Raw genomic sequence first — 22,966 nt, 5'->3', positions numbered from 1 at the left:
TGGCCCGCTTTCCTGGAGCCTGGCCTGTACGATAAGTCGTTCTTTACGCTGGGAAATCTGTCCACAAAAAAAGTGGGTAGGTCTGTGGATAAAATGCTGCAACCCAAGCCGGCGGCGGGCTCTGTTAAATTGAACAGAATTTGAGCAGCGCTGTTGAAGCGCAGCCGAACCTTCGCGTCACGGGGGAGCCAGGCGCAGCGTCTGCAGCAATTCCCTTACTCGCGCCGGTAATTCGCCAGCCGGATACAGGGCATGCATCTGCGGGTCCTGGCCCGTGCTGGAGGTCAATCGAAAACCGGGGCACACCTTTACCAGCCGACCGGCGCGTACATACGGGTCGCCTGCCCAATCCGCCAGGCGGGCGATACCAGCGCCGGCCAGGGTGCTTTGCAGCACCGCGCCTCCTGAACTCAGGCGCAGGCGAGGGTGCGGGCGCAGGCTGGTGATCTGGCCGTCGCGATAGAAGTGCCAGGCTTTGAGGATGCGCGGTGCGGTGTGCAGGATCACCGCGTGCCGCTCGAGGGCTTTCGGGTGCTCAGGCATGCCTGCCCGGGCCAGGTAATCGGGGCTGGCATACAAGTAGCGCCGGTAGCGCCACAGTGGGTAGCCGATCAGCTCGCTGGACTGCGCAAAGGCGCCACGAATGACGAAGTCGAACTTGCCTTGCAGAGGGTCCAGCGCCACGTCGCTGAATTGCACGTCCAAGGTGACCTGAGGGTGGCGCTGGGAAAACTCTGCCAATACCTGGGGCAATACCTGCTGGCTGAGCAGTTCTGGCGCGGCGAAGCGGATCCAGCCTTGGGCGGTGCCGCTGAGCGCGGCCAGTTCGTCGGCTGCGTCGCGTTGCACATCCAGCAAGCGTTCTGCATGGGGCAGCAGCCGTTCGCCCGCCTCGGTGAGGGTCACGGTGCTGGCGCTGCGGTTGAGCAGCTTGGCCCCGGCATTGTCTTCCAGCGCTTGCACCGCGCGTGTCACGGAGCTGGGCGAGCGCCCCAGGGAACGGGCCGCGGCAACGAAGCTGCGCTTGTGCGCGACGCTTACGAACGCCTGGATCTCGCGCAACATGTCCAATGCCATGAAAGGTTCCTTGGTTGCAGTTTTCGCAATACGGCATTTCACCATAAGCGCACGGCTTTGATTAGCCTTGGCGCTTGCCTTGATGCCCGGAACTCCGCCCCATGATGGATATAGCCCTGCTTTCGCTGTTCGCCTTCGCCGCTGGCCTGATCGATGCCGCCGTCGGTGGCGGCGGGTTGATCCAGATTCCAGCACTGTTCAACGTATTGCCGAACGCGCAACCGGCGGCCCTGTTGGGCAGCAACAAGCTGGCCTCGGTCTGCGGCACGTCGTTCGCGGCGCGCTCATTCATCCGCAAGGTGAAACTGGATTGGGGGCTGATCGTGCCGGCGATGCTCAGTGCCTTCGTCATGTCATTCGTTGGCGCGGCGACGGTGTCTCTGGTGCCGCCAAGCCTGATGCGCCCGGCGGTGCTGGTGCTGATCGTGCTGATGGCGATCTATACCTTCTGCAAGAAGGACTTCGGCACCTTGCACAAGCCAACCCACATCGGCCGCAAGGAGCAATGCCTGGCGGTGCTGATCGGAGGCGCCATCGGTTTCTACGACGGGCTGTTCGGGCCGGGCACCGGAAGTTTCCTGATCTTCCTGTTCATCCGCTTTTTCGCCCTGGATTTTCTCCACGCCTCGGCCTCGGCCAAGCTTGTGAACATCGCCACCAACTTGGCCGCGCTGGTGTTCTTCATCCCGTCGGGCAACGTGCTGTGGGCCATCGCCTTGCCCATGGCGGCGTTCAATATCCTCGGCGCCCTGACTGGTACCTGGCTGGCGGTACGCAAGGGCGCGGGCTTCGTGCGCGGGCTGTTCCTGGTGTTGTTGTGCGTGCTGATCGCCAAGCTGTCCTGGGATTTGCTGGCGGGGTAGGTCACATTGCCTGGCGCTGGGCTTCGGCCTGCTCGACGCGGTTGCGGCCATCGGCCTTGGCCCGGTAGAGCGCCTGGTCGGCATGGGCCAGCAAGGTGTCCAGGTTCACCGAGTGCTGCTCGGCGGTGCAGCCAGCCACGCCGATGCTGACCGTCACCTGCAGACGCTGCTCGGCTTGGACCACGCGCAGGTCCTGCACCGCCCGGCGCAGGCGTTCGGCGGTGAACTTGGCCTGCTCCGGCGCAAGGCCCGGCACGATGATCACGAATTCCTCGCCGCCCAGGCGGGCGAACAGCTCACCTTCGTGTAGCTGGTCTTGCAGGGTGCGGGCGAACTGGCGCAAGACCTGGTCGCCCACGGCATGACCATGCTGGTCGTTGATGCCCTTGAAGTGGTCGATGTCGAGCATCATCAGGGTCAGCGGCAGGGCCTGCTCGTGTTGCTGGCGACTGTCGAGCAGGGCCGTGGCGCGATGGGTGAAGGCGCTGCGGGTCAGGGCTCCGGTCAGGTGGTCTACCGTGGCCTGGTGCGCCAGGCGTGCCAGCAGGCTGCGGTTGGCCTGGCTGACACAAGCGACTACCAGCGGGCCGAGCACCAGCATGGCGATGCCCAGGCGCGCCGACATCAAGGTGGTGACCCCAGGCACGCTCTGCGGCAGGCTGAAATGCATGAGGCTCTGGGCTACGGCGACGATCAGCGTGGTGCCGGCGGTGAAGGCCAGTACGCAGACCAGGAACGGCGAATAGATCCAGGCACACCAGAGCAATGCGGCGATGGGAAAGGCGATGGCGCCTGGCCCGCCGAAAGCGATACCCAAGGCCAGGGAGGCCAGCAACACCAGCATGGGGGACACGTGAATCGCTTGGGCGCCACCGCGTACCAGGGGTCGCAGGTTCGGTGCGGTGAGCAGCATCGGCAGCACCAGCACGTTTGTGGAGAACTGCTCGCTGAACCAGGCCAGCCAGGTGGCCCGCAGCGACTGCTGGAACCACGGCGCTGCCACGACGCAGGCCAGGCTTGCCGCCACCATGGCGCCAGCGGCGCAAGCGCCGAACACCCACAATACGCCCTGTGGCGTGCGCATGCGCCGATGCATGCGCGGCAGGCGCGACAGCACTTGCCAGAGGGTAGCGATCACGCTCAGGTTGCACAGGTTGAGCCACAACGCTGGCTTCAACGTGCTGCCACTGGCTAGGTCGGCAGCGACCATGGCCACCCAGATAAGCACAAAGCCTCTTGCGTTGGCCTGGCGCGGATAACGCAACAGCACACCGGCGAGCACGGCGTTTACCGGCCAGAACAGCGACAGGGATTCGATCGGCCGGGCCAGGATGCCGCCCACGGTCAGGGCGAACGTCAGGCCGAACAGGACCAGGGGAGGAAGCAGGCGCGACTGGGCTGGAAACACCATGGGCTCGACCGGCAAGCGGGAACTGAATCCAGGAAAACGACCGAAGGCACCTGGGGCAATTCGTATCAGTGTGTTTCGAGAGCAGGGACAATGTCAATTAGCTGGTGTCCTGCCGGTCGAAATGTGACCGTATTAATTTTTCGTCGTTTTCTTGACGTCAGCTACAAGCCGAAGAACCATGGCACCATGAACACCGTGACCAGCATCACCAAAAAGGTGAACGGCACGCCGACCTTCACGAAGTCGGCGAAGCGGTACTGGCCCGGCCCCAGCACCAGGGTATTGACCGGGGAGGAGACCGGCGTCATGAATGCCGCCGAAGCCGCCAGGGCCACGGTCATGGCGAACGGGTAGGGCGACATGCCCAGTTGTTGCGCGGTACTGATCGCCACCGGTGCCATCAGAACCGCCGTGGCGGTGTTGGAAATGAACAGGCCGATCACGGCGGTAACGACGAACAGACACGCCAGGATCGCGCTGGGCCCGGCGCCGCCTAGCAGGCCGACCAGGCCACTCACTGCCAGGTCGATGCCGCCGGTTTGCTGCAGGGCCAGGGCGAACGGCAGCATGCCGACGATCAGCACCAGGCTTTGCCAATGGATGGCGCGGTAGGCGCTGTCCATGTCGATGCAGCGCCCGGCGCCCATCAGCACGCAACCGATCAGCGCGGCCACCACATTGGGCACCACGCCACTGACCATCAGGCCCACCATGACCGCCAGGCTGAGCAGCGCATACGGCGCCCGTGTGCGCGCCGGGGCCACCTGGTCGATTTCCGCCGGCAGGCTCAAGACCAGGAAGTCCCGGGGTTGTCCCTGCAGCTGGCGTACGGCCTTCCAGGGCCCCACTACCAGCAGCGTGTCGCCCAGACGCAGTTTTTCCTCCACCAGCTGTGCTTCGATCGCGGTTTGCTCCCGACGCAGGCCGACCACGTTCAGGCCGAAGCGGCTACGAAAGGCCAAGTCCAGGATGCTTTTGCCGATCAGCTGCGAGCCGGGCGGCAGGGACACCTCGGCCATGCCCAGCTCCTGTGACTGGTCGATGAAGTAGGCCGCCTTGAAGTGCAGGGGCTCGAGTTGCATGGTCTGGCACAGGCTGCGCAGGTCGTCGACGTTGGCGAAGAGGTCGAGCAGCAGTACATCGCCCTGGTGCAGCACCGTGCTGGAGTCGGCCGCGATGACCCGGGTGGTGAATTTGTGCTGGCGCTCGATGCCGATCACGTTGGCGCCATGGCGGGTGCGCAACTCCAGTTCGCCCAGGGTGTGCCCGACCAGGGGCGAATGGGGACGCACACGCAGGCGCCGTTCGCGGCCGTTGAGCTTGTAGTCCAGCACCAGGTCAAGCAGCGTGCGGCGGGTTTCCACGCGGCCATCCTTGCGCACTTCGCCATTGAGCCAGCGGCGGGCGAACAGCATGTAGCCGATGCCGAGCAGCAGCACCACCAAGCCGAACGGGGTGAAGCTGAAAAAACCGAAGCCCTGCCCGCCATGACGTACCAGTTCGCTGTGCACCACCACGTTGGGTGGCGTGGCGACCAAGCTGAGCATGCCGCTGATCAGGCCGGCGAAGCTCAGCGGCATCATCAGCCGGCTGGGCGAGAGCTGTAGGCGTGCGGCGATGCTCAATACCACCGGGATGAAGATGGCCACCACGCCCGTCGAGCTCATCACCGAACCCAGGCCGGCCACGGCGATCATCAGCAGCACCAGCAGGCGTGCCTCGCTGTTGCCGGCGCGTTCGCTCATCCATTCGCCGATGCGGTAAGCGATGCCGGTGCGCACCAGGCCTTCGCCGATCACGAACAGTGCAGCGATCAGCACCACGTTGGGGTCGCTGAAACCGGCCAGGGCCTGCTCGATGGTGAGGATGCCCGAAAGCGGCAGGGCGAGTATCACCAGCAGGGCGACCACGTCCATGCGCGGGCGGTTGACGACGAAGAGAATGACGACGACGGCCAAAAGGCCGAGGACCCAGAGCAACTCATGGTTCATGGGGAGGGGTGATCCTTCACGCGAGGGGCACGGTAGAGAGTAGCGTCAGTGTGCCGACGTGTGGTGAAGGAGGTATTGATGCACTGCAAGGCTGCAGTTCGGATGACGCTTTTTCTGTAGACGCGGCGTTGTGCCGCGAAAGGGCTGCAAGGCAGCCCCCGCGGACGATGGATCAGTGGCGATGACGACGGTGGTGGCGGTGGCCGTGGCCGTGGTCGCGGTCATTGTCGCCGATGTGGTTGCCCAGTGCGCCGCCGGCAGCACCACCAAGGCCTGCGCCGATGGTCGAGCCGGTGGAGCCGCCTACCGCGCGGCCCAGCACCGAACCGCCGGCCGAACCCAGACCGCCGCCGATGGCAGCTTCGGTACGGTTGCCCTTGCGTGCACCGACCGCGCTGCCGGCCGCGCCGCCCAGGCCTGCACCAATGGCAGCACCGGTGCCGCCGCCGATTTGTTGGCCAACGATGTTGCCCAGGGCGCCGCCCAGGCCGCCGCCAATGGCCGCGGTGCCGTCGCCGGCAAATGCGCCCTGGCAGAGCAGCAAGCCGAGGGCAAGGGAAGGCAGAGTCAGACGCATGATATGAACCTCAAAGGAATCATCAGGGTAAAAGTGCCGCGCCACGGCGGCGGGTCAGGGTTAGGACGGTATCGGTTTCAATCGTCATCGTCATCATCGCGATCACGGTCGCGGTGACGGTAGTAACGGTCGCGACGGTCCCGATCGCGGTAACGGTGGTCATCGTCATCGCGGTCATAGCGGTAGTAGCGATGGTCGCGGTCACGGTCCCGCCAGCCATAGTCATCATCGTCGTAATGGTGGTAGCAGCCGCCAAGCAGCAGCACGGTGGCAATCAACGAAAAGCTCGCTATGCGCTTGATCACGATATAGGTCCTTGATCCGCAAAGGTTTACGGGGTACTTCGTGAGACAGGCATCGCTCGATTTGGTTTCTTGCACGCGCAAGATTTTCCCGCTCCAGCGATAAGCGGCATGGGTTGGGTCGCCAAAGGGCCCGGGCAAGCAGCGGCGCGTCTATCGCCTGGGCGGGCTTGCCCGGGTGGTTGGGTCAGGTGGCGGGCTGGATGGCGAGAATCACGCCATTGGTGGTCTGCACCAGCACGTAATGGTCGGCCAGACGTACCCAGTGGCTGTCCTCTTCCGGGGCAGGCAGGCCTTTGGCGCGCCAGTCGCGCACGGCCAGGTCGTCGCGCTTGTATTGGTCCGGCGCCTTGTCGCCGACCTTCAGTTCGCGTTCGGTGTGTGGTGCGGTGACGCTTTCTTCTGACACATCCGCCGCGGTCGCTGCCAGGGGCAGGCAGGACAAGGTTGCGCCGAGCAGCAGGGCATATAGGGTTTGGCTAGGCTTCATGGAAGTCTCCTTGTAGGCAGGGCATGCCCTATTGCCTGTTAGTTAAGGACGCGGGGCGCTGCACGCCCATCGCCGGCAAGCCGGCTCCCACAAGTAACGCGTCAGCCTGAGAGCGGCGCTGTCCCTGTGGGAGCCGGCTTGCCGGCGATGGGCTGCGTAGCAGCCCCCAGTGCAGCTGGCATTTGGGCATGCCCTATCTGCGACAACGGCACGCGCGGGACAATTCACTCGCGCTGGCGCCAGTGCTAGAGTCGCCTTCTTTTTTGCCCCGAGGATGGAACATGCGAGCAATTCTGCCGATCGCCGTAGCGCTGGTACTGGCCGGTTGTGCTTCAGCGACCATGGACGCCGCGCGTAACGGCACGCCGACCGCCCAGCTCGACTCGACCAAGGCGCCCGACCTTGTCGCCCAGTGCATTCAGTTCAGCTGGCAGGAAGAGGCGGCATTCGGGGTCGATGCCAGCGGCTACCTGGAGCCGCGCAAGCAGGGCGGTTTTACCGTCTACACCCGGGAGGCGGAGTCGTTCGCCGACATCTACCCGCAGGCCGGCGGAACCCGCGTCGACTACTACGCGCAAGGCAAGGACACCAACGCCTTGCGCCGTCGCGCCGCGGCGGCGACCTGCCTGTGATTCAGCGTGGCATGTAGCGCAACTGCCAGCGCCGCGGAATTTTCAGCGAAGCCAGGCCCAGCAGCAGGGCTAGCAGGGCGCTGGCGAGCAGGGCGGCGCGGTCGAAGCGCTGCTCCAGCAGGACCCCGGCGATCGCGCCCAAGAACATGCCGCTCCAAGGGATCAACTGCACCCGCCAGCCCTGCCGGCGTTGGCCCAGCAACGTGCGCCCCAGGCCTCGGCCGAAGCGTGATAGGGCGCCGGTGACGTAGGTGAGGCCGATCGGCAGGCCGTTCACTTCCTCCACCACAGCGTTGATCATGCCCATGGCCGTGACCGCCGCCAGCAGGGCGGGCAGTTGCAGCAATTCTGGCAACAGGGCAGCCAGCGCCAGCAGGGCGGCGATCAGGCCGAGCAACGGCCAGGGGCGCCGGCCGCTTTTCGCCGCGACGATCACGCCCAGGGCGTTGCCCAGGACAAAGGCACCGATCACCAACACCAGGCGCAGGACCAGGCCCAGTTCGGCGCTGCCCAGCGATACCGCCAAGCGCGTGGTGTTGCCACTCATGAACGAGACGAAATCGCCGGTGGCCATGAAGCCAATGGCATCGGTCATGCCGGCCAGCACCGAGAGCCCAGCGACGAAATACAGCCCCACGGTGCCGCGGCGCTGCACATGGTTACGGCTTTGGCCATTGGCTGACAGGCTCCCGGGCAGCATCGTCACGCTTCTCCGTCTAGTTAAGGCGAGCTTGCAGGCCGGCGATATGGGCTTGCAGGCGTTCATGTTCGTCGCGCTCGGCGGTGATGTCCTCGAACACGCTGATCAGGTGCTCGGGCTGGCCGTCGACGTGGCGTTGCAGCGAGGTACGGGCGCGCACCCAGATATAGCGGCCATCCTTGTGGCGCACGCGTTTTTCCACTTCGTAGCGGTCGATTTCGCCCGCCAGCATGCGCTCGAGCAGCACCAGGTTGCCGGGCAGGTCGTCGGGGTGGGTAAGCTGCTGGAAGGTCATGCCGTACAGCTCCTGTTCGGTATAGCCCAGCAGTTCGCAGAAGCTGCCGTTGACGCGGCTCCAGGTGCCGTCCGGGTCGATATAGGCCAAGGCGCCCCAGGCCAGTTCGAAGATGGTGCGAAAGCGCTCCTCGCTCTGGCGCAGTTCCGCCTCGGCCACCTTGCGTTCGGTGACGTCCATGCTGATGCCGACCATCTTTACCGAACGTCCGACGCTGTCCTGCAGCACCGTGGCGCGAGAGGCGATCCAGCGCTGGCTACCGTCGGGTCGGGTGATGCGAAAATCACATTCGCAGCGGGTGCCGCTGGCCACGGCGCGGGTGTACATGGCGTGCATCTGCATGGCGTCTTCCGGCGCCACGTGCACCCAGAAGTCCTCGTTGTGCCGCACTGGCCAGCCGTACACGTCCTCGACATTGGGCGAGTAGGTCACCTCGTCGCTGACCAGGTTCCATTCCCAAGTGACGATACGCGCACCTTCCTGGGCCAGCTTCATGCGCGTTTCGCTTTCCATGATCTCGGCGGTGTAGCGCCGACGCAGATCGGTCATCGGCAGCTCCACCACTTCGGCCTGCTGCACGCTTTGCAGGGCCTCTTCGCCGTAGCGCAGCCAGATCCAGTTGACCTTGAGAAAGTCTGCCAGCTTGCGCAGATTGTCGTAGTCGATCTCGCCGCCGCGGGTCCACTTGTGCACTGCCGTGCGCGAGATGCCCAGTGCCGTGCCTACTGCCTGGAGGGTCAGCTTGTGGTGTTCGAGCAGTTCCTTGAGGCGAAAGGCAAAGCTGTTTTCCGTCATGGTCAGGATCCTGGGCTTGGGCCGAAGCCGGCAGTATACCTGAGCTGTAAACTTCAGGTTGACGGGTTGCGTCAACCTTTCATGCGTTGATTTAGGGTTTGTACGAAAAGTAGCCGAGCGGCGATCAGGCACTTTTCGTACAAAGCCTAAGGCACACCGCTTCGCGGGGTAAGCCCGCTACGGAAGGGGGCAAGCGGGCGTTTTTTGTACGGTCAGGACAGGTAGCCACCGTCGACGTTCAGCGCGGTGCCGGTGGTATAGCTGGACGCCTCGCTGGCCAGATACAGCACTGCGCCGGCCATCTCGCTGGGGTTGGCCACGCGCTTGAGCGGGATGTGCTGCAGGGCGGCATTGAGGATGGCGTCGTTCTTGACCAGGGCCGAGGCGAACTTGGTGTCGGTCAGCCCCGGGAGCAGGGCGTTGCAGCGGATGCCGAATTGCGCACATTCCTTGGCGAATACCTTGGTCATGTTGATCACCGCGGCTTTGGTCATCGAATAGATGCCCTGGAACAGCCCCGGCGAAACCCCGTTGATCGAGGCCACGTTGATGATGCTGCCGCCACCGTGCTCGCGCATCAGCTTGCCGGCTTCCACCGACATGAAGAAGTAGCCGCGGATGTTCACGTCCACGGTCTTCTGGAAGGCGCCCAGGTCGGTATCCAGCACATTGCAAAACTGCGGGTTGGTGGCGGCGTTGTTGACCAGGATGTCCAGGCGACCGAACTGTTCACGGATCCCGGCGAACACCTGCTGGATCTGCTCCATCTCGCCGATGTGGCAGGCCACGGCGCTGGCCTTGCCACCCGCGGCGACGATGGCATCGGCGACATGCTGGCAGCCGTCGAGCTTGCGGCTGGAGACGATCACGTGGGCGCCTTGCTGGGCCAACAGGTGGGCGATGGCCTCGCCGATGCCGCGGCTGGCGCCGGAGACGAAGGCGATCTTGCCGTCGAGGTCGAACAGGGTGGTCTTGGACATGCCGGTTTCCTTGTTGTCAGAGTGAGGACTTACCGATCACCTGCAGGGCCATCTGCTCCAGCAGCCGGTTCATGTGGATGAACTGGGCGAAGCGTTTGTCCTGGGTCTGGCCGTGGTGGAAGCGGTAGTAGATCTGCTGGACGATGCCGGCCAGGCGGAACAGGCCATAGCAATAGTAGTAATCGAAGTTGTCCAGGCGGATGCCGGCGCGCTCGGCGTAGTAGTCGACGAACTGGCGGCGGGTCAGCATGCCCGGAGCATTGCTCGGCTGGCGGCGCATCAGTTGCACTGGCGGTGGGTCGTTGGCTTCGATCCAATAGGCCAGGCTGTTGCCCAGGTCCATCAGCGGGTCGCCCAGGGTGGTCATTTCCCAGTCCAGCACGCCGATGATGCGCATCGGGTTGTCGACATCGAGGATCACGTTGTCGAAGCGGTAGTCGTTGTGCACGATGCCCGGGCGCGGGTGGTCGGCGGGCATCTTGTCGCGCAGCCAGGCGATTACCTGTTCCCAGTGCGGTGCATCTGGTGTCAGGGCCTTTTCGTAGCGGCTGGTCCAGCCCTCCACCTGGCGCTGCACGTAGCCTTCGGGCTTGCCCAGGTCGGCCAGGCCACAGGCCTTGTAGTCGACTTGATGCAGTTCTACCAGGCGGTCGATGAAGCTCTTGCACAGGGCCTCGGTGCGGCTGGCGTCCAGGCCCAGGGACGGCGGAATGTCCGAGCGCAGGATGATACCCTTGACCCGTTCCATGACGTAGAACTCGCTGCCGATCAGCGACTCGTCGGTGCAGTGCACGTAGGCCTTGGGGCAATAGGGGAAGCCGCTGTTGAGCTGGTTGAGGATACGGAACTCGCGGCCCATGTCATGGGCGGTCTTGGCCTTGTGGCCGAACGGCGGGCGACGTAGCACGAACTCTTGTTCCGGGTAGGCGACCAGGTAGGTGAGGTTCGACGCACCGCCCGGGAATTGGCTGATGATCGGAGTGCCGCTCAGCCCTGGCACCTGGGCCTTGAGGTAAGGGTCGATGACGGCCGCGTCGAGTTCTTCGCCGGGACGTACCTGGGTGGACTGGTCGGTGAGCGTCATGCGTTTACCTTATTATCGAGCATGAGGATTATTGGCTAATCTAATTTCAGGTCAGCCCGGGTACAAGCGTACCCGCAACCGATAGACGTCGGTGTTGGTGCGCAATCAGTAGGCCTGATGAATGTTGGGCGCCTGGTAGCTGGCAAAAAAAAACCGAAGCCCATCGGCTCCGGTTTCTTTCATCGGCCAGCGCCCATGCCACTCAGGCCGGGAACAGCTCGCTGAGCTTCATCGACAGCATCATGTCGCCTTCCACGCGCAGCTTGCCGCTCATGAAGGCCTGCATACCGTCGGTGTCACCGCTGACGATGCCCTTGAGGGTCTCGCTGTCCATGACCAGGGTGCAGTTGGCGTCCGGGTTCTCGCCTTCCTGCAGGTCGCAGGTGCCATCCTTGACGATCAGGGCGTAGTGCTTGTCTTCGTCGGTGATGTTGAAACCGAACACCAGGTCCAGGCCGGCGGCAGCGGATGGGTTGAACTTCTCTTGCATCTTCTTGACGGCATCAGCTACGGAGGTCATGGCGCATTCCTTATAGAGTGATATTCACGTCCCCACAGGGACAACAGGCCGGGCTCATCGGTAGGTGACGAGCTCCGGCGCCCTCAACAACTGCACATGGGCTTGGCTGTTGAAGGAAGCCAGTGCCACGTCGCGGCCACGGAACTTCAACTGGCTGAGCGACGTGTTGATGATCTGCCAGTTCAGCGCGAAGGCTTGGCTGGGAGTGATACGGGTGACCAGGTGGAGCAGGGCGGCAATGGTGCCGCCGGAGGTGAAGATGGCGATGTTGTCGCCGCTGTTGGCGCTTTCGAGCACCCGCGCGAGGCCGGCGTCGACCCGGGCGGTGAAGGCTTGCCAGGTCTCCAGGCCGTCGCTTTCATGCCCACCATCGTGCCAGCGTTGCACCATCAGGGCGAACAGGCGCTGGAACTCGCTGCGGTTGCTAGCGGCATTGCGCAGGATATGCAGCGCTTCGGGCTCCTGCGGCAGCAGGCCGGGGAGCAGCGCGCGGATCATGCCGTCGGCGTCGAACTCGTTGAACGCGGCGTCGGTCTCAATGGCGGGCGTGTGGCAGCCCTGGGCCTGCATCGCCTGGAGCGTCAGTCGTGCGGTGTCCTGCTGGCGGCGCAGGTCGCCGGCCAGGCAGCGATCCAGGCGCAGCCCGAGCTGAGCCAGGTGCTCGCCCAGTGCGTGGCTCTGGCGCGCACCCAATGGCGAGAGGACATCGTAGTCGTCGGCGCCGAAGGAGGCTTGGCCATGTCGGATCAGGTAGATGTTGCCCACGTAGAGGTCCGGCCGATTGGAGTTGCTGCGAGGTTAGGATGCGACAGACAGGCTGTCAACGAAAAAACATACAAGCGTTTGAAAAGGTCGTTTGAACTGTGTTGCCAGCGTTTACCCCGGCTGGCAGCGCTCCAAGCGCACCGGTATGCTTGCAACAGTTTCGCGCCCTGAGGCGCTGGTCTATCAAGGAGTCAATGTGGAGTTTCTTGCCAACTGCCGCTAAAGCTGACGATGACCGGGCTAAGCCAAGCAACACGGGGCTTCCAGCCAATTATGACCATTCAACCAAGCGCTTCAGTGTCACAACCAAGTCACAACGTGTCACAAACCGCCATAGCGCTTCCCTACGTCTACCGCCGTTCCTCTGGCCGCTACTATCTTCGTGTGCGCCCGAAAGGCTCTCACAGCTCCTACACGCTCTCGCTCAAGACAACCAACAGGCCAGCCGCAATGACCACTGCAAAGCATCTCCTTTCGACTCTCAAGGCGTTCCATCTGGATCGGCCTGAGGCCACATGGGAGGAGCTACGCGAGCACCTGCGGTTCATCGCTGAGGAAGCACTGGGCAACCCACAAGGCGATGCCTACGGCCTCGTGCTGGATGATGTCGCTCAGAACCTGCGGGAGATCGCTCACAGCGTGCCGCTCGGTCTGCCCCAAGCTCAGGCCCTGACGATGGCTCAACGTGTCGTAGCGGCTGCTGAGGAGCGCCACGCGGGGAACCTGAAGCCTCTCGTTGATCTTCTGGAGTCCGGGAAGCTTGGTCGTATTCAAAATAGTTTTAATGAGATAGGTTCGACTGACAGTTCTGCGCATAAACCTCTCTCTGTCCCTATCTGTATGTCTCTTTCGGATTCCAACGTGGATGCCCAATCCACCAAAGGTCAGACCTTCAGCGCTCTCTACGCTGCGTTCAAAGCCGAGCGGGGTGGCGACAAGACACCCAACACCATCAAGAACTGGGAGAGCTGCACGCGGGTTATCACTCGGCACCTCGGGGATGCAGGCATGGCGACTCACACGCGGGCGACCTTCACGGGTCTACGGGACGCGCTACTGGCTGACAATCGCAAGCCTTCGTCGGTGAACAAGATCATGACCCACGCTTCCATGGTCATTGGTTGGGCTGTGGATACCGGATTGATCGACAAGAATTTCTCGAAGAACCTGATGATCTCGAAAGGTGCCGAGAGCGAGCGCACGGCCTTCACGCAGGCGCAACTGGCAACGCTACAGGGGTGGGCTGAAACGAGCCTGCTCGACGACTGGAAGGCGTCTGCAATCGCCCTGGCTGTGGCTACAGGTGCTCGCATTGGGGAAATCCACCAGCTGACCGGGGCGGACATCCGAGAGGAAGGCGGTCAATGGATCATGGATATCAACGACAACGACGGGAAGACCCTGAAGAACTCATTCAGCCGCCGTGTGGTGCCGCTGGTAGGCATTCCTGACGTTCACCTGCGGATGCTTGCGGCTACCGAAGGCCGTCTGTTCGGTCAATCCATGAGCGGCTTTGCTCAGTTGCTCAATCAAATGATCCGTGACCTGCTGGGCGTGAAGACCGGGGAAGGGCAGTCGTTCCACTCGCTTCGTCATTCTCTGGCGTCCGATCTGAAGGCCGCTGGCGTGGCTGTAGGCATCGCTCAGTCGATCTTGGGGCATAGCTCTGGAGTCATCGCGTACGATACGTATGGGAGCAATGCGGCTGCCTCAATGGACCTCATGGTCAAGGCCCTGAAGCTCGTGCGTTGAATATGAAACATGCGTGGATAGTTCTACTTTCTAAGTTCTAACACTTGAATGGATCGAAGCGGCGGGCGTAAGGTGCTCGCCGTTTTCATTTGGACGAAGCAAGGAGCTACCGCCATGACCACGCCGACCGAAGCACTGCAAGCCCGACAAGTTGAACTCACAGCGGCCAGACGCAGAGCCAGACAGCTTGCCAATCCAGTAGACCAGATGCTCTACCCGCTCGCTGCTGAGTTCCGGGTGCGAATCGCTGAGGCTCGTGTGCGTGGTCTGGATGATGTCGCTCAGAAGCTTAGCGCTGGCCTGTGCATCTGGATGAAAGGCTGTATGGCTTACCGGCATGGGCTGCGGGTGTGACTACACCGGGGTCTATACAGTTTGGTAGAGGCCACCGTATCGCGTTCCTGCGTGAAATCTGGAGGATTCGCAGAGGCATAGGAGGGCTGCACATTTTGCCTAAGAACGGGATGCAATGAGGCTGATCGGGGATCGCCCGGTCTGTCTCTGTAGTTTTCGTGGGCGGTCCGAGGGCCATGGTCCAGAAGTCCTCACTGGTAGTGAGAATAACCACGGAGGACCACGACCTATGAACATGCTTTCCCAACCACGCATTACCGACCTGCGCAAGACCATGAGCGAACGGGCTTTGGCGGAACACCTCTGCATCTCGCGGCGCCAAGTGCGGAACCGTATAGAAGTCGAAGCCAAAGCAGATGCCCAGCTATTCCCCATCGAGGAACAAGGCGCAGGCGGAACGCCACCGACGATGACACGAGCCGAAGCCATCAAGGCACTTCAGGAACTCGCCAAGTCACCGGAGGGGCTTTCCCCGGATGCCGTCTACGACTTCGCAGCGGCTGTTTATGGACGCGATGCGGGCGGGATGTCCCTCGCTACACGCTGGCAGATTGACGGCCTTAGAAAGCGCGCCACGGAGAATGGTGGGGTCTGCCTGCCGAAGTGGCTCGACAAGCACCGAGCAGGTTCCCAGCGCCAAGCGATGATCGCGGGATTGGCTGACATTCAAGAGCGAATCACGGACATCAGCTTCGACCTCGTTCAACGATTCCCTGGCGCAGACTTCACGGCTCTACAGGCCGAACTTCTGGCAATGCTCGCAGGCCGCAAGGCGGTTCCCATTGAAGCCCGGCTTCGCAATCTGGAGGTGCACGCTCAGGCTGCGGTTGATCATTTTGGGGATGCAGGCGAGGTCACGGCGCCGGACCGGGAGGGCTCCTCCGATGACCAAGCGTGGCTGAAGCTGGGCCTTTAGTTGGTCCGCTGCGGTCCGGGATGGTACGCCGCTGGAGCCCTTGTATTACGAGGCCTGTAGCGATTTCGACCAAAAACATGCGCACAAAGATATAGGTGGCCGTGGACCATCTTCAAGACACTGAGCGACTGACGACAAGAAGGGTGTGATTGTATTTATCAAAGTCTCTGCTCACTGAGTCAGTCATCAAGAGCAAGTTATAGGACGATCTGCGTCGTTAAGATCACTGAGCTATGATCCAAGGATGCTGATAATCGAGTAAGAGGTCATCAACCCTGCCAAGATCTCATCGAGTCGCGTGTGTAACTTGGCCAGCTCCTCGATGGTCTCGACAGCGGTTGGGTTCTCGGGCTCGGCGGTCTGTGGTAGCTCAGTCTTCCGGGTGGTCGACAAGACTTCCTCAGTGTCCCGCCAGCACGTCCAGTTCGATGCCCATACAGACGCGCTTCTCGAAACGCATTACTCCGTTCCTTTTATTGTTGTGAATACGAAGGGTGGCTTAACCGCGATACCGGCCCGGCTTGTGCCATCGGATGAGCACCAGATTCATCGCGACGGTACCAATGAGCGACCAAGCCATCTTTTCGGCGGGCAAGTAGAAGGCCGCGACGATGAACAGGATGCAGTCACAGGCCAACTGGGCGAGCCCTGCGTTGATCCCGAAGTGCTTTTGAATCCAGAGGGTCACCGAGCCGGTGCCACCCATTGAGGCGTTATGGCGCGCAAGGCACAAAATGCCCATCCCGAGTAGCGTCCCGCCGACCACCCATCCGAGCGCCGGGTCGATCCCCGAAGCGTTGAGAGCCGGTGTGATGAGCTTTACGCCTGCACCCAGGGCGAAACTGACGAGGACGCTCTTTAGAGTGAAGTTGCGGCCCATGGTGAACAGGGCGAACAGCAGGAACGGGATGTTGATCGCCGGGACCAGAACCGAAGTCGGGTAAGGACTGACGAATGAGCCCAATAGGGCCATCCCTGCGATTCCTCCGGTAATCAGCCCGGCTTTCCCGAGGATTGCGATTCCAGTGGCTGCCAAAGCGATGCCGGTGAAAAGCCCGTAGGCATCATCAACGGCGCTATGCCGAGGATACAGGGCAGCGTTATCGCAGTTCATACGGTGCCCCTATTAGCGTTGTAGCGCGCTTAGTAAGCCCGTCTACGGCTGTCACACGAGCAATCTCGACACCATCCCGCTCGATGATTACTTCGGTTCCGTAGATGACCTGTTCGAGGATGTATTCGAGGCTCGCTTGGGCCTCTGGCATGTCGTACTTCACCTGATGCATAGCTTTTCCTTTTGGGATTCCAGCCGCAACTTGGCGAGGTTCTGGTGGATTGCACCGTCAGGCCCCACCGGGTCTCCCTCGGACCCGCATTGCTGGATCTCTATTTTCTGCCGAGTTACACGGAAAGTGCTTTCGAATCATTCGGCTAAACCTCTACCATTCAGAAATGTTTTTTGAGGATTGACTGTTATGCAGAAAAACAATCTGATTGACGAGATTGATCGTCGTATCCTCCGCGTGCTAAGCCGTGATGGTCGGGCAAGCTTGCAAGAAATCGGAAAGCAGGTCGGGCTGTCTTCAAGTCCCTGCTGGCAGCGCATCAAGCGCATGGAGGAAGCCGGGGTTATTCAGGGGTATCAGGCGAAGATCGACATGACCGAGCTTGGGTATGGTGAGGGCTTGATTGTGATGGTAACCCTCGACCAGCACGGCGATGAGGTTCTCCACAAGTTCGAGCAGGCGCTCGCTGAGATTCCCGAGGTTATCGAGGCGTACTTGGTGTCAGGTGAGTATGACTACTTTTTGAGACTGGCCGTGCGAGACACCCGCGACTATGAGCGCTTGCTGCGTGAGAAGCTTTACAAGATCCCCGGCCTTCGTCATTCGGTATCGAGCTTTGTTCTCCGACAGCTAAAGGCAGCAAGCGTGCCGCTGTGAAGCATGCTGATGGCTCGTGTTTGGATAGTTCGTATCAAGTCGGCCACGTGTGCAGCAGAACGATTAGAAACCCTCACTATAGGGGGTAGAAGCGAGGGGTTTCCTCCTACGGTTGAATGCTCAAACCATACATGAGCCACGGACGGCCAAGCCCAGGTTCAACAACAGACGCGTAGCTATCAACCCTGATCGGCAGTCCTTGCCCCGTCCCGCATCCTGCTCCACCTCGATATCACAGGTCGCACTGTGTCGGCGGTGGACGACCGTCGAAAATATCATCATCACTATCCAGTTCTTCTGATAGCGCCTTTCGTGCCACACCGGTCCCCTTTGTCGGGGGCTGGATGGCCGTGTGTGGGTGCGACCTGGAGGGCGCTACCAAAAGGAAATCGACAATTATGAATACCATCACCGTCATTGCAGAGCAGATCAACCAGACCCGCGTAGCTCACCCGACGACTCTGAACGGCCTGCCGGGTATGACCTCACAGGAAATTGCAGAGATCACTGGTAAGAGTCACAAGAACGTACTTCGGGACATCCGCAAGATGCTGGACGAACTGGGACTATCTGACCAATCCAAATTGGAGGCGGTTAACGAGCTCAAATCTGAGCCGGTTACCTTCGCTGAGGTCCAGTGCCTCGATGCAAAGGGCGAGCTACGTCCGATGATGATCCTCGACAAACGACGAACCTTCGTCCTGCTGTCCCGCTATTCGTTCAAGCTGTCCGACCTCATCGTGGGTCGCTGGCTGGAACTCGAAGGCTCCGGGTTTGCCCGTGTGTCCGTGCAGGAAGCCGTGGTCGAGCTTGTGGAACGCGAGAAGGACAACCGAGCGGCAGCACTTCGCGGCCTCAAGAATCGCGGCGAGATCAACTCACAGCGCGGCCTGCGGGCAGCGGTGGAGAGTGGCAACCTGACCCTTGAGAAAGCCAAGGCGCTTGGCCTCAAGACACCGAAAGCTCGCCCTAAGGTGGAGCCATGTCATTTGTTAAGTGCCCTGACGAAAATCTGAGAGAAATTTCCGAGAGGTCACCTCATATAAGCAATTGGCGAAAGCCCCCCCTGATCGGCCTCGGCTCTGGTGATTTTCTGGGTTCTCTCCTGGCGTCGAGGTGAATTCATGAGGCATCGCTCCGGGCACGAACAGCTCCCAGACCGGCGCCATCCACGTCTTACACCATGTATCCAAAAGGGTGCACCCTTGAGAATGCAGCTTGGTGAACACGCGTGGCCCTCGTCATACGTGTTCATTAGGGTTGACATCGATTACGACTACACTCAGCATTGCAGCATCTAAGCCCAACTGAATACACAATGCGAGGCTGTTAATGGCGCAGGTAGGTTACAAGCGTGTGAGTTCGACAGACCAAAACACAGCCCGACAATTGGACGGCGTGGCGCTGGATGGGGTATTCGAGGACCATCTAAGCGGTGCAACAACGGAACGTCCAGCGCTCCAAGAGATGCTGCGCTACGTGCGTAAGGGTGACACCATCCATGTTCATAGCATCGACCGGCTTGCCCGGAGCCTCAAGGATCTGCTGGCGCTGGTCGAGGACCTCAAATCCCGTGGCGTGCAGCTTCATTTCCACAAGGAAGGGTTGATCTTCACGAGCGAGAAAAATCACACGCAAGACCTGATGCTGAGCATGATGGGCGCGGTGGCTCAGTTTGAGCGTAGCATGATTCGAGAGCGTCAAGCCGAAGGTATCGCTAAGGCCAAGGCGTCTGGTGTATACAAGGGTCGCAAGAAGACTGTAAACGATGAAGCGATTCGGGCGGCTGTCGCTGGCGGGTTAAGCTTCCGAAGGACCGCTGAAGAGCTTGGAGTTGGCCTTAGCACCGTTCAAAGGGCTATGAAAACATCGCGTAGCAACAGCTGATCGATATCTTTGGTCTGTGAAGCCACCCCGACTTTCGTGGTAGTTGCAAGCCGGGGCGATTGCCTAAAAATTATAAGGCTGTCCAAGCTCGCCAGCCTGGACCAGTAGCTCGCTCAGAATATTCTCCCTGCGCGCGCGGCGCGATCTGTCAGAGGAAGCGCGTGACACTGCATCATGATAGATTTCGATGTTGGCATTACTCTCATCAAACTCTCTATTGCGGACCGCATTGAGGAATTCGCTGAAAATCTCTTTGACGATCTGAGGCTGTAAAAAAGCCCGGCGCCCAGTGAGTCTGTAGTACTCGACGAAGCAGCCAAATACACTGGAGAAATTTCCTCGTGTTTTATAAGCGGCCTTTACAGAGTCGTCATAGATGCTCCATAAAAGTGACATCGCCGTGGTGAACTCCGTTTCGTATTGTGCTTCGCCCGGGAATTCCTCTTCGTAGGCTGCATAGGACTCTTCAAGTAAGTCCTTTTTATTTGTTATTCCTACTGTTAGGCGCAGAAGAAGCTCAGAGACAAACTCGACGTCAAGCATTCGGCGCATGTCCCGCGCAGTGAAGAGTCCCATGTCCTCAAAAAGCGGGTTATCCGCAAGTCGCTCCGCTGCCTGCTTGAACTTTCCGATATATTTGGCGTTTCTGAGTTCTTGGTCGTTTAAGGTGATGTTGTTTGTGTTGAGGCGTGCGAATATGTCGCGGATCTCCGCCTCGTTTGTTTTTCGCAGGCTGCGCACGACGACCTTATAGTCCCAAAACCTTTCTTTCGCCTCAGGGGAGAGGTCACGGAAGTACACCGAAGATCCGGTCCTGCTTGGTGGAATGGCGAACTCATTGTCGATAAACATGAGGATGGAGGTGGTTCTCTGCTGGCCATCTACCACAATGTGGGTTTGCTTCCCACTGTCGGGGTCTGTCACTACGTGGATATAGATTTCCGGGAATGGTAAACCGTCGAGGATCGTCGCGATGAGGTCTGCTCGCTCCCTTTCCATCCACACGGCACGCCGTTGGAATGCAGCGCTGATCTCGAGCTTCTCCTCGTTCCTCTGCGAGTTAATCCAGGCAATTGTCTGTAAGCTGACTTCATACTCCATTAGATTTTTCCTTTCGCAAGTCGAACGCCGCGCAGATAGTAATCGATTGTATCTTCTAAAGATTTGAAGAACATGAGATTAACTTCTCGATATCCTACTGCTCCAGTGGAGTAGGAATTACATTTTTTCAAGAAATCGAAACGATAAGGGTTCTGCGCTTCGGGTATATGTTTGGGAGAGACGAAGCCGCAGTATACGTTTTGGCCGGTTCGCATTACGGCTGCCCGCTCAGTAGGGTTCCAACGGATCCAGGACTTTTTATGAATTGTTCGTAGCTCTTGCCAGGTGCGCTCGAAATACTCCTGGCTGATTACAACGACATCAATGTCGCTGCCGTCATGAAACTCGCTGAATTTTTTAGTTGGGTTCAGGCTGTATCGCCAGTTTCCGCTTCCCGCAATTGATATCATTTCATTGTTGGGCCAGTCTGTTGATATTTGCTCCCTAAATTCATTGTACAATCCGCTGGAGGAAAACGCATGTGGTTGCTCGGTACGCATCCAGCAGTCAATTAATTCTTTTGGGTCTCTCGATGTTATGTCTGTAGAAAACTCTTTTAAGCTTACATAGCTCATTCTCGAAAATCCATTGCCGATACGCCGAGTTTGAGCTTGAGGGGTGGCCATATCAGATGGCTTTCTCGTAGTTCCATTAGATAGCGCTCTTCAATGTTCGACTGGATAACCTTTTGCAGTTCTCGCGGCAAATCCCTTCGCACGTATTGACCTCCTCTTCACTCGTTAAAGCCTGGCTTAGTCTTCCTAAAGCTGTCGTGAAAGCATCAGTGGCAGGCAACACCTTCGGTGGTAGCGCTGGCAAAACGGGGCGGGGCCTTGGTGTGACTATGGTCATAGCGCATCACTCGTGCTCGTATGGGGCGCGCCAAGGGGGCACATGTGCGCGAGAGTAATGGCTTACAGCTATGATGCTTTATATAACGAAAGATTGCTGGGTAACAACTGTCCTTCAGCATCAGCTCTGCCCAGCGTTGGGGCGAGAAGAACTGTCAGATGCAGTAACCACGGGGCTGTCCGCTTTTGTAGGCGCATTTCGGCGGGGCTCGCTTTTAGAGGGCCAACGAGTCATTGTCACAAGACCGTACCAAACAGTCACAAGCTTAGGTACGATGAGGCTTCAATTCCGGGCTTCGAGGACTACTGTGGAGTTTCTTGCCGAATACGCAAGCTTTCTCGCCAAAACCGCCACCCTGGTGATCGCCATCCTGGTGGTCCTGTCGGCTATCGCCGGCCTGCGGGGCAAGGGGCGGCGCAAGTCGGGCGGGCAGTTGCAGGTCACCCGCCTGAACGAGTTCTACAAGGATCTGCGCGAACGCCTGGAGTCGGGCCTGTTCGACAAGGCCCAGCTCAAGGCCTTGCGCAAGCAGCAGGCCAAGGCGGAAAAACAACAGAAGAAGGGCAAGGCCAAGGCCGAGGAAAAAGGCCGTGTGTTCGTCCTCGATTTCGACGGCGACATCAAGGCCTCGGCCACCGAGAGCCTGCGCAACGAGATCACCGCGCTGCTGACCCTGGCCACTCCGCGTGACGAAGTGGTGCTGCGCCTGGAAAGCGGCGGCGGCCTGGTGCACAGCTATGGCCTGGCGGCCTCGCAACTGGCACGAATCCGCCAGGCCGGCATTCCGCTGACCGTGTGCATCGACAAGGTAGCCGCCAGCGGCGGCTACATGATGGCCTGCATCGGCGAAAAGATCGTCAGCGCCCCGTTTGCCGTGCTCGGCTCGATCGGCGTGGTCGCCCAGCTGCCGAACGTCAATCGCCTGCTGAAAAAGCACGACATCGACTTCGAAGTGCTCACTGCTGGCGAATACAAGCGCACCCTGACCGTGTTCGGCGAGAACACCGAGAAAGGCCGGGAGAAGTTCCAGGAAGACCTGGACATCACCCACCAGCTGTTCAAGGATTTCGTCTCCCGCTACCGCCCTCAACTGCACATCGACGAAGTGGCCACCGGCGAAGTCTGGCTCGGCGTCGCCGCCTTGAACCGCAAGCTGGTCGACGAGTTGCGCACCAGCGACGAATACCTCAGCGACCGCGCTCGCGAAGCCAACCTGTTCCACCTGCACTACGCCGAACGCAAGAGCCTGCAAGAGCGCATCGGCATGGCCGCCAGCGGCACTGTCGAGAACACCTTGGTAGGCCTGTGGAGCAAACTCGGTCGCCTGCGCTAACACCTTGAGCCCCTTGAAGATTTTTTATCTTCAGGGGGTTGCAAGGTCCAGAGAATGTAGACATAATGGCGTCCATCGAAACGCAGCAAGCTTGAAAAAGTGCTGAAGTTTCAAGGAGATAGCGAAGCGCAAGCTGCTAGATCCGAACTTTGAGGCCGAGTAGCAAAGTGGTTATGCTCCGGATTGCAAATCCGTCTACGCCGGTTCGATTCCGACCTCGGCCTCCACCATTCGAAAGCCCCGCAGCCATTGAGGTTGCGGGGCTTTTTTCATGCCTGCGGATTTTGTTGGCCCCGGCCATTTGGGACAATCCTGGGACACTCGAAGAAATTGCATGTCCCACGGG

General features: G+C 60.3%; 24 protein-coding genes and 1 tRNA gene. 10 read left to right on the top strand and 15 right to left on the bottom strand.

The window, feature by feature from the left end; all coding sequences use genetic code 11:
• Window positions 1-177: 177 nt before the first annotated feature.
• Window positions 178-1,077 (bottom strand): LysR substrate-binding domain-containing protein, encoded by a 900-nt coding sequence (locus tag ACNFG0_RS09920; RefSeq protein ID WP_416764630.1) that lies wholly within the window; start codon window positions 1,075-1,077, stop codon window positions 178-180.
• Window positions 1,078-1,178: 101 nt separating this feature from the next.
• On the opposite strand from ACNFG0_RS09920, the gene ACNFG0_RS09915 reads away from it, so the two are divergent.
• Window positions 1,179-1,940 carry a sulfite exporter TauE/SafE family protein gene (locus tag ACNFG0_RS09915; RefSeq protein ID WP_196145819.1) on the top strand — a complete coding sequence of 254 codons (762 nt, stop codon included), beginning with the start codon at window positions 1,179-1,181 and terminating at the stop codon, window positions 1,938-1,940.
• 1 nt (window position 1,941) lies between these two features.
• Here the strand turns inward: ACNFG0_RS09915 and ACNFG0_RS09910 are convergent, their stop codons facing one another.
• The 5 genes from ACNFG0_RS09910 to ACNFG0_RS09890 all read right to left on the bottom strand — a co-directional run bounded on the left by ACNFG0_RS09910 (window position 1,942) and on the right by ACNFG0_RS09890 (window position 6,711).
• Complete coding sequence (locus ACNFG0_RS09910) at window positions 1,942-3,366, bottom strand: diguanylate cyclase (protein ID WP_416764629.1); 1,425 nt, start codon at window positions 3,364-3,366, stop codon at window positions 1,942-1,944.
• A gap of 146 nt (window positions 3,367-3,512) precedes the next feature.
• Window positions 3,513-5,342, bottom strand: coding sequence for an SLC13 family permease (locus tag ACNFG0_RS09905; RefSeq protein WP_416764628.1), 1,830 nt, complete (start codon window positions 5,340-5,342; stop codon window positions 3,513-3,515).
• A gap of 172 nt (window positions 5,343-5,514) precedes the next feature.
• On the bottom strand, window positions 5,515-5,919 hold the full coding sequence (locus ACNFG0_RS09900; RefSeq protein WP_416764627.1) for a glycine zipper domain-containing protein: 405 nt from the start codon (window positions 5,917-5,919) through the stop codon (window positions 5,515-5,517).
• Between the two features lie 77 nt (window positions 5,920-5,996).
• Window positions 5,997-6,224 carry a hypothetical protein gene (locus tag ACNFG0_RS09895; RefSeq protein WP_230390412.1) on the bottom strand — a complete coding sequence of 76 codons (228 nt, stop codon included), beginning with the start codon at window positions 6,222-6,224 and terminating at the stop codon, window positions 5,997-5,999.
• A gap of 184 nt (window positions 6,225-6,408) precedes the next feature.
• Window positions 6,409-6,711, bottom strand: a complete 303-nt coding sequence (locus ACNFG0_RS09890) for an RcnB family protein (protein ID WP_196145814.1) — start codon at window positions 6,709-6,711, stop codon at window positions 6,409-6,411.
• A 281-nt stretch (window positions 6,712-6,992) separates the two neighbouring features.
• Between ACNFG0_RS09890 and ACNFG0_RS09885 the strand changes: the two genes are divergently transcribed.
• Entirely contained in the window at window positions 6,993-7,343 is a 351-nt protein-coding gene (locus tag ACNFG0_RS09885; RefSeq protein WP_196154995.1) for a hypothetical protein, read from the top strand.
• Window position 7,344: 1 nt separating this feature from the next.
• Here the strand turns inward: ACNFG0_RS09885 and ACNFG0_RS09880 are convergent, their stop codons facing one another.
• From ACNFG0_RS09880 to ACNFG0_RS09855, 6 genes are all read right to left on the bottom strand, one after another.
• Entirely contained in the window at window positions 7,345-8,043 is a 699-nt protein-coding gene (locus ACNFG0_RS09880) for a YoaK family protein (RefSeq protein WP_416764686.1), read from the bottom strand.
• Between the two features lie 16 nt (window positions 8,044-8,059).
• Window positions 8,060-9,133 carry a helix-turn-helix domain-containing protein gene (locus ACNFG0_RS09875; RefSeq protein ID WP_196145812.1) on the bottom strand — a complete coding sequence of 358 codons (1,074 nt, stop codon included), beginning with the start codon at window positions 9,131-9,133 and terminating at the stop codon, window positions 8,060-8,062.
• A 212-nt stretch (window positions 9,134-9,345) separates the two neighbouring features.
• Window positions 9,346-10,113 carry an SDR family oxidoreductase gene (locus ACNFG0_RS09870; RefSeq protein ID WP_196145811.1) on the bottom strand — a complete coding sequence of 256 codons (768 nt, stop codon included), beginning with the start codon at window positions 10,111-10,113 and terminating at the stop codon, window positions 9,346-9,348.
• A 16-nt stretch (window positions 10,114-10,129) separates the two neighbouring features.
• Complete coding sequence (locus ACNFG0_RS09865) at window positions 10,130-11,197, bottom strand: phosphotransferase family protein (protein WP_196145810.1); 1,068 nt, start codon at window positions 11,195-11,197, stop codon at window positions 10,130-10,132.
• A 202-nt stretch (window positions 11,198-11,399) separates the two neighbouring features.
• Window positions 11,400-11,717 (bottom strand): SCP2 sterol-binding domain-containing protein, encoded by a 318-nt coding sequence (locus ACNFG0_RS09860; RefSeq protein ID WP_084855671.1) that lies wholly within the window; start codon window positions 11,715-11,717, stop codon window positions 11,400-11,402.
• Between the two features lie 54 nt (window positions 11,718-11,771).
• Entirely contained in the window at window positions 11,772-12,482 is a 711-nt protein-coding gene (locus ACNFG0_RS09855) for a histidine phosphatase family protein (RefSeq protein ID WP_196154993.1), read from the bottom strand.
• A gap of 450 nt (window positions 12,483-12,932) precedes the next feature.
• Between ACNFG0_RS09855 and ACNFG0_RS09850 the strand changes: the two genes are divergently transcribed.
• The 3 genes from ACNFG0_RS09850 (at window position 12,933) to ACNFG0_RS09840 (ending at window position 15,504) form a co-directional block, all read left to right on the top strand.
• Entirely contained in the window at window positions 12,933-14,234 is a 1,302-nt protein-coding gene (locus ACNFG0_RS09850; protein WP_416764626.1) for a tyrosine-type recombinase/integrase, read from the top strand.
• 114 nt (window positions 14,235-14,348) lie between these two features.
• Window positions 14,349-14,588: a hypothetical protein gene (locus ACNFG0_RS09845; protein ID WP_416764625.1), complete on the top strand. Its 240-nt coding sequence runs from the start codon at window positions 14,349-14,351 to the stop codon at window positions 14,586-14,588.
• A gap of 229 nt (window positions 14,589-14,817) precedes the next feature.
• A complete protein-coding gene (locus ACNFG0_RS09840) occupies window positions 14,818-15,504 on the top strand; it encodes a hypothetical protein (RefSeq protein WP_416764624.1) in 687 nt (228 codons plus the stop codon).
• 499 nt (window positions 15,505-16,003) lie between these two features.
• Here the strand turns inward: ACNFG0_RS09840 and ACNFG0_RS09835 are convergent, their stop codons facing one another.
• On the bottom strand, window positions 16,004-16,618 hold the full coding sequence (locus tag ACNFG0_RS09835) for a YitT family protein (protein WP_416764623.1): 615 nt from the start codon (window positions 16,616-16,618) through the stop codon (window positions 16,004-16,006).
• A gap of 361 nt (window positions 16,619-16,979) precedes the next feature.
• On the opposite strand from ACNFG0_RS09835, the gene ACNFG0_RS09830 reads away from it, so the two are divergent.
• From ACNFG0_RS09830 to ACNFG0_RS09820, 3 genes are all read left to right on the top strand, one after another.
• Complete coding sequence (locus tag ACNFG0_RS09830; RefSeq protein ID WP_416764622.1) at window positions 16,980-17,447, top strand: Lrp/AsnC family transcriptional regulator; 468 nt, start codon at window positions 16,980-16,982, stop codon at window positions 17,445-17,447.
• Window positions 17,448-17,845: 398 nt separating this feature from the next.
• Window positions 17,846-18,463, top strand: a complete 618-nt coding sequence (locus ACNFG0_RS09825; RefSeq protein ID WP_416764621.1) for a Rha family transcriptional regulator — start codon at window positions 17,846-17,848, stop codon at window positions 18,461-18,463.
• 316 nt (window positions 18,464-18,779) lie between these two features.
• Window positions 18,780-19,334, top strand: coding sequence for a recombinase family protein (locus ACNFG0_RS09820; protein WP_416764620.1), 555 nt, complete (start codon window positions 18,780-18,782; stop codon window positions 19,332-19,334).
• Window positions 19,335-19,397: 63 nt separating this feature from the next.
• Here the strand turns inward: ACNFG0_RS09820 and ACNFG0_RS09815 are convergent, their stop codons facing one another.
• Both ACNFG0_RS09815 and ACNFG0_RS09810 read right to left on the bottom strand, forming a co-directional pair.
• Entirely contained in the window at window positions 19,398-20,435 is a 1,038-nt protein-coding gene (locus ACNFG0_RS09815; RefSeq protein ID WP_416764619.1) for a DUF262 domain-containing protein, read from the bottom strand.
• Entirely contained in the window at window positions 20,435-21,010 is a 576-nt protein-coding gene (locus tag ACNFG0_RS09810; protein WP_416764618.1) for a hypothetical protein, read from the bottom strand. Before ACNFG0_RS09810 ends, ACNFG0_RS09815 begins: the two co-directional genes overlap by 1 nt.
• A gap of 584 nt (window positions 21,011-21,594) precedes the next feature.
• On the opposite strand from ACNFG0_RS09810, the gene sohB reads away from it, so the two are divergent.
• Window positions 21,595-22,620 (top strand): protease SohB, encoded by a 1,026-nt coding sequence (gene sohB / locus ACNFG0_RS09805; protein WP_084855669.1) that lies wholly within the window; start codon window positions 21,595-21,597, stop codon window positions 22,618-22,620.
• Between the two features lie 153 nt (window positions 22,621-22,773).
• A tRNA-Cys gene (locus ACNFG0_RS09800) sits at window positions 22,774-22,847 on the top strand.
• The last annotated feature ends 119 nt before the right edge of the window (window positions 22,848-22,966 follow it).

This window comes from Pseudomonas sp. NY15372, assembly GCF_048068215.1.
Taxonomy (GTDB): Bacteria; Pseudomonadota; Gammaproteobacteria; order Pseudomonadales; family Pseudomonadaceae; genus Aquipseudomonas; species Aquipseudomonas guariconensis_A.
The sequence above is the reverse complement of the archived record's forward strand: the minus strand, read 5'-3'. Positions and strand labels throughout refer to the sequence as shown.

Excerpts from the sequence above, each read along its gene's own strand:
- ACNFG0_RS09815 (WP_416764619.1), bottom strand. The coding sequence starts at position 20,435 with ATGGAGTATGAAGTCAGCTTACAGACAATTGCCTGGATTAACTCGCAG.
- ACNFG0_RS09840 (WP_416764624.1), top strand. The coding sequence starts at position 14,818 with ATGAACATGCTTTCCCAACCACGCATTACCGACCTGCGCAAGACCATG.
- ACNFG0_RS09825 (WP_416764621.1), top strand. The coding sequence starts at position 17,846 with ATGAATACCATCACCGTCATTGCAGAGCAGATCAACCAGACCCGCGTA.
- ACNFG0_RS09860 (WP_084855671.1), bottom strand. The coding sequence starts at position 11,717 with ATGACCTCCGTAGCTGATGCCGTCAAGAAGATGCAAGAGAAGTTCAAC.
- ACNFG0_RS09865 (WP_196145810.1), bottom strand. The coding sequence starts at position 11,197 with ATGACGCTCACCGACCAGTCCACCCAGGTACGTCCCGGCGAAGAACTC.
- ACNFG0_RS09890 (WP_196145814.1), bottom strand. The coding sequence starts at position 6,711 with ATGAAGCCTAGCCAAACCCTATATGCCCTGCTGCTCGGCGCAACCTTG.
- ACNFG0_RS09880 (WP_416764686.1), bottom strand. The coding sequence starts at position 8,043 with ATGCTGCCCGGGAGCCTGTCAGCCAATGGCCAAAGCCGTAACCATGTG.
- ACNFG0_RS09905 (WP_416764628.1), bottom strand. The coding sequence starts at position 5,342 with ATGAACCATGAGTTGCTCTGGGTCCTCGGCCTTTTGGCCGTCGTCGTC.
- ACNFG0_RS09830 (WP_416764622.1), top strand. The coding sequence starts at position 16,980 with ATGCAGAAAAACAATCTGATTGACGAGATTGATCGTCGTATCCTCCGC.
- ACNFG0_RS09900 (WP_416764627.1), bottom strand. The coding sequence starts at position 5,919 with ATGCGTCTGACTCTGCCTTCCCTTGCCCTCGGCTTGCTGCTCTGCCAG.
- ACNFG0_RS09835 (WP_416764623.1), bottom strand. The coding sequence starts at position 16,618 with ATGAACTGCGATAACGCTGCCCTGTATCCTCGGCATAGCGCCGTTGAT.
- ACNFG0_RS09845 (WP_416764625.1), top strand. The coding sequence starts at position 14,349 with ATGACCACGCCGACCGAAGCACTGCAAGCCCGACAAGTTGAACTCACA.
- ACNFG0_RS09850 (WP_416764626.1), top strand. The coding sequence starts at position 12,933 with ATGACCACTGCAAAGCATCTCCTTTCGACTCTCAAGGCGTTCCATCTG.
- ACNFG0_RS09810 (WP_416764618.1), bottom strand. The coding sequence starts at position 21,010 with ATGAGCTATGTAAGCTTAAAAGAGTTTTCTACAGACATAACATCGAGA.
- ACNFG0_RS09820 (WP_416764620.1), top strand. The coding sequence starts at position 18,780 with ATGGCGCAGGTAGGTTACAAGCGTGTGAGTTCGACAGACCAAAACACA.
- ACNFG0_RS09870 (WP_196145811.1), bottom strand. The coding sequence starts at position 10,113 with ATGTCCAAGACCACCCTGTTCGACCTCGACGGCAAGATCGCCTTCGTC.
- ACNFG0_RS09915 (WP_196145819.1), top strand. The coding sequence starts at position 1,179 with ATGATGGATATAGCCCTGCTTTCGCTGTTCGCCTTCGCCGCTGGCCTG.
- ACNFG0_RS09875 (WP_196145812.1), bottom strand. The coding sequence starts at position 9,133 with ATGACGGAAAACAGCTTTGCCTTTCGCCTCAAGGAACTGCTCGAACAC.
- ACNFG0_RS09885 (WP_196154995.1), top strand. The coding sequence starts at position 6,993 with ATGCGAGCAATTCTGCCGATCGCCGTAGCGCTGGTACTGGCCGGTTGT.
- ACNFG0_RS09920 (WP_416764630.1), bottom strand. The coding sequence starts at position 1,077 with ATGGCATTGGACATGTTGCGCGAGATCCAGGCGTTCGTAAGCGTCGCG.